The organism is Thermogutta sp. (assembly GCF_039793925.1).
Classification (GTDB): domain Bacteria; phylum Planctomycetota; class Planctomycetia; order Pirellulales; family Thermoguttaceae; genus Thermogutta.
The window spans coordinates 1-7,049 of the sequence record NZ_JBAMME010000210.1 but is presented as its reverse complement, the minus strand read 5'-3'; the positions used below and the strand labels follow the sequence as shown (position 1 = coordinate 7,049).

The window sequence follows — 7,049 nt, the reverse complement described above, 5'->3', positions numbered from 1 at the left end:
ATGATAAACTTGGGGTGATCACGACCCAAGTTTATCATTTCTCGGGGTATTCTCATCGGTGTCGGGTCATGTGCTTAATCCGATCCTGATTGGACTACCGGGCCATTCTCGCCGACTGGGTAGAGTCTTTCAAAAAGCGCGCATCTGCTTGATTTATTGATCAGTAACTTGATAAACAAAGTTACTTGACGCAGAGGGAGTTACCGCTTACGATATATCTGCCGGCGGCGAAACAGAATTAAACACATCGACAAACGAATGTATTGAAAGTGGTGGAGGGTGACGCCATGCTTTATCAGCAAATCGACATGGAGCTCGCGGAACGGGAAGCTTGGGCTCTGCGCCGTCAGAAAGGAATACCCAACAATCGGCGCCTCTTTGTGCTTGCGTGCATGGACGAGCGATTACCGGTTGAAGAAGCCCTTGGTATTCGCCTGGGCGATGCTCATGTGTACCGCAATGCCGGGGGCCTCGTGACGGATGACGTGATCCGGTCGGCAATGCTCACGACCAACTTTTTCGGCACCAAGGAGATCATCGTCGTCAATCACACCGAATGTGGCATGATGACGGCAACCGGAGAGTTTCTGACAAATGCGCTCCGGGAGAAGGGAATCGATCCTGACAGCGTGGCCATCGATCCGGCCTTACCCGAGCTGAAGCTCCCGGCGGGTGTCTTTCCAAAATGGATTCGCACCTTCTCCGACGTGGATGAAATCTGTCTCAAGCAGGTGGAATTGCTCCGCAACTGCCCGTTGATTCCAGCCGACGTGCAAATTCACGGCTATGTCTGGGAAGTGGAGTCGATGAGACTGCGACGCCCCGGCGTCCGCCTGGCAGAGAAAGTCAACACCGCCAAGGCCATGGGCGCAAAAGGGTGAGTTTTTAAACAGCCTGCGGATTGCACCTCAGACGCGCCGGGCCTTACTGCCATCCGGTCCGGCTTTTTTCACCGCTCCCTCCGCAAAATCGGCAACCGAGGGTATGTGCGGAAGTGGATGGTCTGTGCCCTCGGGCTTGATTCCCCAACGTCCATTTGTGGTCACTTGCCGCGGCCTGGACCGTACCACTCAATATGCTTCCGTGGACACAGCTTGAACCCATGTTGCTGACAGAGGGGATCCAGCCACGCCATTTTTTCGCCGAGGCTTTCCTGATCCGTCCCCTGGGGCATGAGGAGCACCCGGTCGCGGTCGATTTCAAGGATCGCGGCCAGGTAGCGCTCCACCTCGTCCACGTCTTCGGGCTGGTCGATCACGAATTTGATCTGGTAGGGATACTCGCGGATAAACCGCCGAATCACCTCCGGCTGGTGACGCCGCAGCTCGTGTTCTTTCCACCACCGCGGATGAGTTTCTCGGTCGGGCGTGGAATTACTGAGCTTGGGGCTGATCGACATGAGATGGCAATGTACCGGTCGATAGACCGTTCCCGCCGTTTCGACAGTTACGTGGTAGCCGCGATCGGAAAGATGCCGGGTGAGGGAGACAACTTGGGGAAACAGCATGGGCTCGCCGCCCGTCAACACGACATGGCGGGCGGGGAAGCTTTCCACACGTTGGAGAATCTCTTCGACGGTGAAGAGCGGGCCTTCCGGTTCCCAGCTTGCGTACGGGGTATCGCAGAATTTGCATCGCAGATTGCATCCTGAAACGCGGATGAACACGCTCTCCGTCCCGGTGAGGATTCCTTCTCCTTGTCGGGATTGAAAGATTTCGGCAATGCGGAGCGGCTGCTCGAGCCTTTCCTCGGTCGCCCCGGTCACGTCCACTTTCGGATCAATGGTCATATTTCGGACGTATGTCTCGATTACGTGATCAGGCCACATAGGCGATGGGATCCTCGAGCCCGGCTTCTGCAAATCCCTTTTTGCGAAGCTGGCAGGCGTCGCAACGTCCACAGGCCAGTCCGTCGGGAGTTGGATCATAGCAGGTGTGGGTGAGGCGGTAATCCAAGCCGAGCTCTACACCTCGGCGGATGATTTGGGCCTTAGTCATGTGGAGCAATGGCGCATGGATACGGAAGCGGACTCGGCCTTCAACGCCAGCTTTGGTTCCTAAATTGGCGAGGCGTTCAAAGGCCTCGATGAATTCCGGTCGGCAGTCAGGATAGCCACTGTAATCCACGGCATTTGCGCCGATAAAAATGTCTGCCAGCCCCCGGCTTTCTGCATAGGCTAGAGCCAAAGCCAGGAACACCGTGTTCCGTGCAGGGACATAGGTGAGGGGGATTTCCGTCGGCCCAGCCGCGATAGGCCGATCCTTCGGCACAGGAATGTCGTCCGTCAGAGCGCTGTGGCCAAAGCAGGACAGGTCCACTTTGAGGATGATATGCTCCGCGGCGCTCAGGAATTGGGCGACCTTTCGGGCGGCTTCGAGTTCCAGACGATGGCGCTGCCCATAGTCGATGGTCAGGCCATAGATGCGGAAACCTTCCTGTTTGGCGATAGCGGCAGTCGTGGAGGAGTCCATTCCACCCGATAGGAGCACCACCGCACCGGGCTTTGATTCCGGGACCATGTTTCTCAGTGTTCCCCTCCAATCACAGGGCAGACCGAAACCAGACCCAAGGAGCCGAACCCACCTGCCGCAGTATCCAAAAGCCCCCCGTCCCTATATCATGATTAAAGGTGGAAGTTGCGAGCAATTAAAGGAGACGCGGCGTGGCACAGCAAGCGGAATCTTTTCGACATATCCTCGAGACTTTTGAAAATCAGTATCCGGATCGGGACTACACCATTGAGATTATATGCCCGGAGTTCACCTCCGTGTGTCCGCGGACGGGCCAGCCCGATTTTGGCACAATCACCATCACATACTGTCCCGATAGACTCTGCGTGGAACTGAAGAGTCTGAAGTTCTATCTCCAAGCTTATCGGAATGTGGGCATCTTTTACGAACACGTCACGAATCGGATTCTCGACGACCTTGTCGCAGTCCTAAAGCCGAGGTGGATGAAGGTGGTGGCGGATTTCCGGCCTCGCGGGGGAATCACGACGCGGGTTTCCGCACAGTATCGGGCGGAGACGGCAGGCTCGTAAAATATTGGGGGCAGGCAGTGGCGTGCGCGAGCAACGAAGGCGGTGAAAGTATCGCCCAAGGAAGGAGCCTCATCCACAACCCTGGAAGGCGGCCCCTCTGTGCATCAGGCGAAGAAAGGAGGCACTTATGAGTAAGGAAGGTTTTGTTGGACCGCTCGAACGCATCGACGAAACCACCTGGCGAATCCCGCCTGACTATAAACCAGGGATGCAGGTCGAAGGCCGAATCTATGCCGACGAGCGACTGATCGAGCAAATCCGCAAGGACCAGGCCCCCGAGCAGGTGGCCAACGTGGCGACATTGCCCGGCATTCAGGTGGCTAGCCTCGCCATGCCCGACATCCACTGGGGTTATGGATTCTGCATTGGTGGGGTGGCCGCCACGGATCCCGAGGAAGGTGGTGTCATCTCACCGGGCGGGGTGGGCTACGACATCAACTGCGGTGTCCGCCTCATGCGGACAAATCTGCATATTGACGATGTGCGCCCACGATTGCCGGAGCTCATGAATGTTCTGTTCCAGCGGATCCCGGCAGGGGTGGGCAAAGGGGGGCCCTATCTCTTTTCCGGAAAACAAATGGATCAGCTTCTGGAAGAAGGTTGCCGGTATCTCAAGAAGATCGGGCTGGCCACCGAGGAAGACCTCAAGAATACGGAAGAAGGTGGTTGCATGGCGGGGGCCGACGCCTCGTGCGTGAGTAACGAGGCCAAGAAACGTGGAAGCGACCAATGCGGGACGCTGGGGGCGGGTAACCACTTCCTGGAAGTCCAGGTGGTGGAAGAAATATTTGATCCCGAAGCCGCGCGGGTCATGGGGCTGGAACCCGGGACCGTCTGCGTGATGATCCACTCCGGATCGCGCGGCCTCGGTTATCAGGTGTGTGATGACGCGCTCCAGGAGATGCGGCGGTGCCCGGAAAAATATCACATCCAGCTCCCCGACCGGCAGCTCGCCTGCGCTCCTATTAACAGTCCCGAGGGCCAGCGCTATCTGGCGGGGATGCGGGCGGCTGCCAATTACGCTTGGGCCAATCGCCAGCTCCTCATGTGGCAAACACGAGAAGCCTTCAGCGAATTCTTCGGCAAACCCTGGGAAGACCTGGGAATGGAGCTGGTGTACGACGTTGCCCATAACATCGCCAAAATGGAAAAACACATTGTCAATGGCAAGGAAAAACTTGTGTGTGTGCATCGCAAGGGAGCGACGCGGGCATTTCCAGCGGGACATCCCGACGTGCCCGAGCGGTACCGCGCGATCGGCCAGCCGGTCATTATCCCTGGTGATATGGGCCGGGAAAGCTGGGTCCTGGTGGGTCAGCCCGCCTCTATGGAGAAAACATTCGGCACCACTTGCCACGGGGCCGGTCGGGTCCTCAGCCGTAATGCTGCGATTCAAGTCGCCCGGGGTCGCCAGATCGACAAAGAGCTGGCCGCCAAGGGGATCATCGCGCGGGCGCACAGTCGGGCGGGACTGGCGGAAGAGCACTCGGATGCCTATAAAGATGTCAGCATCGTGGTAGACATCGTGGATCGTGCGGGACTTGCCAAGAAGGTCGCTCGCTTGCGTCCGCTTGGTGTGGTCAAAGGATGAGCCCGGCGAAATCTGGGTGACAAAAACGAAGGACGGCCGCTCCCCGGGCTCAAGAATGACCTCGCGGGGGAGGCCGATAGAAGACGGGTCGATGAAATGCGCGGGCGGGAAGACGCCATTCTCACATGCTGGAGAGAGGGCTATGAGATCGATCAACGTATCCCGGAAAAGCCTCCTCAGGGGAACCGGGGCGTTTCTGGTGATGGCTGCGGTGAGCGTGTTCGGCTGTCAGGCCGAAAAAGAGGGACTGTCGTCTCGACAATTCCAAATTGTGGGTGATCAGCCCGCCTGTTGCGAGACGGAAACCGCAAGAGAGAGCGGAGCAACGTCCGCTGGGGCCACCGAATCGCAAGCATCGTTGGGGAGTTCCGTTGCTCAGGTAACAGGTGAAGAAGGAGGTAAGGCCATGGCCATCCGAATCACCAGCTCCGCGTTTCAGCCGGGGCAGCCGATTCCCAAGAGATACACGGGGGAAGGGGCGGATGTCTCGCCGCCGCTGGAATGGTCGGGTGTTCCTGAGGGGACCCAGGAACTGGCACTCATTTGCGACGATCCGGATGCTCCCACGCCGGAACCTTGGGTGCACTGGGTGCTTTACAAGATTCCGCCCGATGTGACCAAATTGCCCGAGGACCTGCCGAAAACCCCCAAGCTTGACAATCCGCCGGGGGCTCTTCAGGGTAAGAATTCGTGGACCAGTGGTCAGACGATTGGCTATCGGGGACCGATGCCGCCGCCCGGTCATGGGCGACATCGCTATTACTTCCGGATTTATGCCCTCAACACTAAGCTCAATCTTCCGCCGGGTGCAACCAAGAAAGAACTGATGAACGCCATGAAAGGCCATATTCTGGCGGAAGGCGAACTGATGGGCACGTATGAGCGGAAATAGGGTCGCTTTTCAAGCGGGTTCGGTGGGGATTGTTCCCAAGGATCGTGGCCTTGCAGACAGGGAGGGATGGTGTGTCTGAGGAGGACTGAATTTTCGTGCCTGACCGCCGGCAGCATCGTGGTCCCCATCCCGAAGATCATGAGCTTTTCGCGCCCAGCCAGTATCCACGGCTGCAGACGGCGTTCGGTGATCTTTGCTGGCTCCTCGATCGGGGCTATGCGCTGCCTTCTTCTCTCAAGCTGGTGGGCGATCGCTATCAACTGGCGGCCCGACAGCGGATGGCGCTGGAGCGCAGCGCTTGCACCTGGGAGGACCTGTTGAAGCGGCGCTCTCGGCAGCAAGAGTTACAAACCCTCCACGGCGCGCCGCTTTATCTGGACGGCTATAACGTCCTGACCACCATGGAAGCGGCACTGGCTGGCGGGGTGCTCATTCGCGGCCGGGACGGCACTCTTCGGGATATGGCCAGCATGCACGGCTCGTACCGAAAGGTCCAGGAAACCGTTGCCGCGATCCGTCTGATCGGAAAGGGCCTTGCGGAGCTGGGTGTGTCCACCGCCCACTGGTATCTTGACAAGCCTGTCTCCAACAGCGGCCGACTGGCGAAACTCATCCGTGAATTAGCAGCGGAGCACGGTTGGCCATGGCAGGTGGAGATCGTGCAAAGTCCCGATTATGTCCTCATGGAGTGTCCCGGGCTGGTTGCTACCGCAGACAGCGTGATCCTCGATTATTGCCAGCGGTGGGTCAATCTCACCGACTGGCTGGTGGTACGCTACGTGCCCACAGCCTGGGTAATTGATTTTTCCCGCATACCGCATGACGATGAGAACAAATCGGGGCAGGAATCTTCCGCCAATCATTCGGCCTCATAAAACTGTCCAAATGCTGGGTGAGTGGCCCGCGGCAAGAGCGAACTAGGCCGTCCTCGCGGTTGCTGACCAGAATCGGCGATACAATTGAACGAAAAGGAGTGTCTATTATGGGTGCCACACCGGCGCGCCGGTTGATCATTGAGCGGTGCCGAGCAGCGGGATTCCCCACCGTGCGGATGCGGAGGCTCCGTTATCATCCGGGAATTCGGCAACTTGTTCAGGCTGTTCGGCTTGATCCTGGCCGGTGGATTCTGCCTCTGTTCGTGCATGCTCGCTCGGAACACCGCGTGCCGATTTCCTCAATGCCCGGCCATGATCAGCTTTCTCTGGAGGCCCTTCGTGAAGAAATCGAAGAGGTCAAGCGCCTGGGGCTGGGAGGTGTTCTCCTGTTCGGAATTCCGGATCACAAGGATCCCCTGGGAAGTGACGCAACAAGTGAGCAGGGCATCATCTGTCGAGCCATTCGGGTTATCAAAGAGATAGCACCGGAACTCCTTGTCATCACGGATGAGTGTTTCTGCGAATACACCAGCCATGGGCATTGCGGTGCGCTGGGAAAAGCCGGTCCCTACGACACGGTGGACAACGATCAGACCCTTCGGATGCTCGGTTGGCAGGCCGTGGCCCATGCCCGGGCAGGTGCCGATATGG

7 protein-coding genes and 1 pseudogene are annotated in these 7,049 nt (G+C 58.2%); 6 read left to right on the top strand and 2 right to left on the bottom strand.

From position 1 onward, the window contains the following. Nucleotides 1–287 precede the first annotated feature (287 nt). Nucleotides 288–881, top strand: coding sequence for a carbonic anhydrase (locus ABJK56_RS08615; protein WP_347244259.1), 594 nt, complete (start codon nt 288–290; stop codon nt 879–881). Between the two features lie 161 nt (nt 882–1,042). Here the strand turns inward: ABJK56_RS08615 and ABJK56_RS08610 are convergent, their stop codons facing one another. Next, the gene (locus ABJK56_RS08610; RefSeq protein WP_347244258.1) at nt 1,043–1,828 is read right to left on the bottom strand and encodes a 7-carboxy-7-deazaguanine synthase QueE; all 786 of its coding nucleotides are present in this window, start codon (nt 1,826–1,828) and stop codon (nt 1,043–1,045) included. Then, complete coding sequence (gene queC, locus ABJK56_RS08605; RefSeq protein ID WP_347244257.1) at nt 1,818–2,519, bottom strand: 7-cyano-7-deazaguanine synthase QueC; 702 nt, start codon at nt 2,517–2,519, stop codon at nt 1,818–1,820. The genes ABJK56_RS08610 and queC overlap by 11 nt, the downstream gene beginning before the upstream one ends. A 143-nt stretch (nt 2,520–2,662) precedes the next feature. Here queC and queF point away from each other — a divergent pair, with 143 nt between their 5' ends. From queF to ABJK56_RS08580, 5 genes and pseudogenes are all read left to right on the top strand, one after another. After that, nucleotides 2,663–3,040, top strand: coding sequence for a preQ(1) synthase (gene queF, locus ABJK56_RS08600; RefSeq protein WP_347244256.1), 378 nt, complete (start codon nt 2,663–2,665; stop codon nt 3,038–3,040). Nucleotides 3,041–3,167: 127 nt separating this feature from the next. After that, nucleotides 3,168–4,631 (top strand): RtcB family protein, encoded by a 1,464-nt coding sequence (locus tag ABJK56_RS08595; protein WP_347244255.1) that lies wholly within the window; start codon nt 3,168–3,170, stop codon nt 4,629–4,631. A gap of 142 nt (nt 4,632–4,773) precedes the next feature. Beyond that, the gene (locus tag ABJK56_RS08590; RefSeq protein WP_347244254.1) at nt 4,774–5,523 is read left to right on the top strand and encodes a YbhB/YbcL family Raf kinase inhibitor-like protein; all 750 of its coding nucleotides are present in this window, start codon (nt 4,774–4,776) and stop codon (nt 5,521–5,523) included. Between the two features lie 95 nt (nt 5,524–5,618). Further along, nucleotides 5,619–6,398, top strand: coding sequence for a DUF434 domain-containing protein (locus ABJK56_RS08585; RefSeq protein WP_347244253.1), 780 nt, complete (start codon nt 5,619–5,621; stop codon nt 6,396–6,398). Nucleotides 6,399–6,505: 107 nt separating this feature from the next. Beyond that, a pseudogene (locus ABJK56_RS08580) lies at nt 6,506–7,049 on the top strand (porphobilinogen synthase); the annotation flags it as partial.

Bases quoted from the DNA above. Each gene is read 5' to 3' on its own strand.
- ABJK56_RS08615 (WP_347244259.1), top strand. From the start codon at position 288: ATGCTTTATCAGCAAATCGACATGGAGCTCGCGGAACGGGAAGCTTGG.
- ABJK56_RS08610 (WP_347244258.1), bottom strand. From the start codon at position 1,828: ATGTGGCCTGATCACGTAATCGAGACATACGTCCGAAATATGACCATT.
- queC (WP_347244257.1), bottom strand. From the start codon at position 2,519: ATGGTCCCGGAATCAAAGCCCGGTGCGGTGGTGCTCCTATCGGGTGGA.
- ABJK56_RS08595 (WP_347244255.1), top strand. From the start codon at position 3,168: ATGAGTAAGGAAGGTTTTGTTGGACCGCTCGAACGCATCGACGAAACC.
- ABJK56_RS08590 (WP_347244254.1), top strand. From the start codon at position 4,774: ATGAGATCGATCAACGTATCCCGGAAAAGCCTCCTCAGGGGAACCGGG.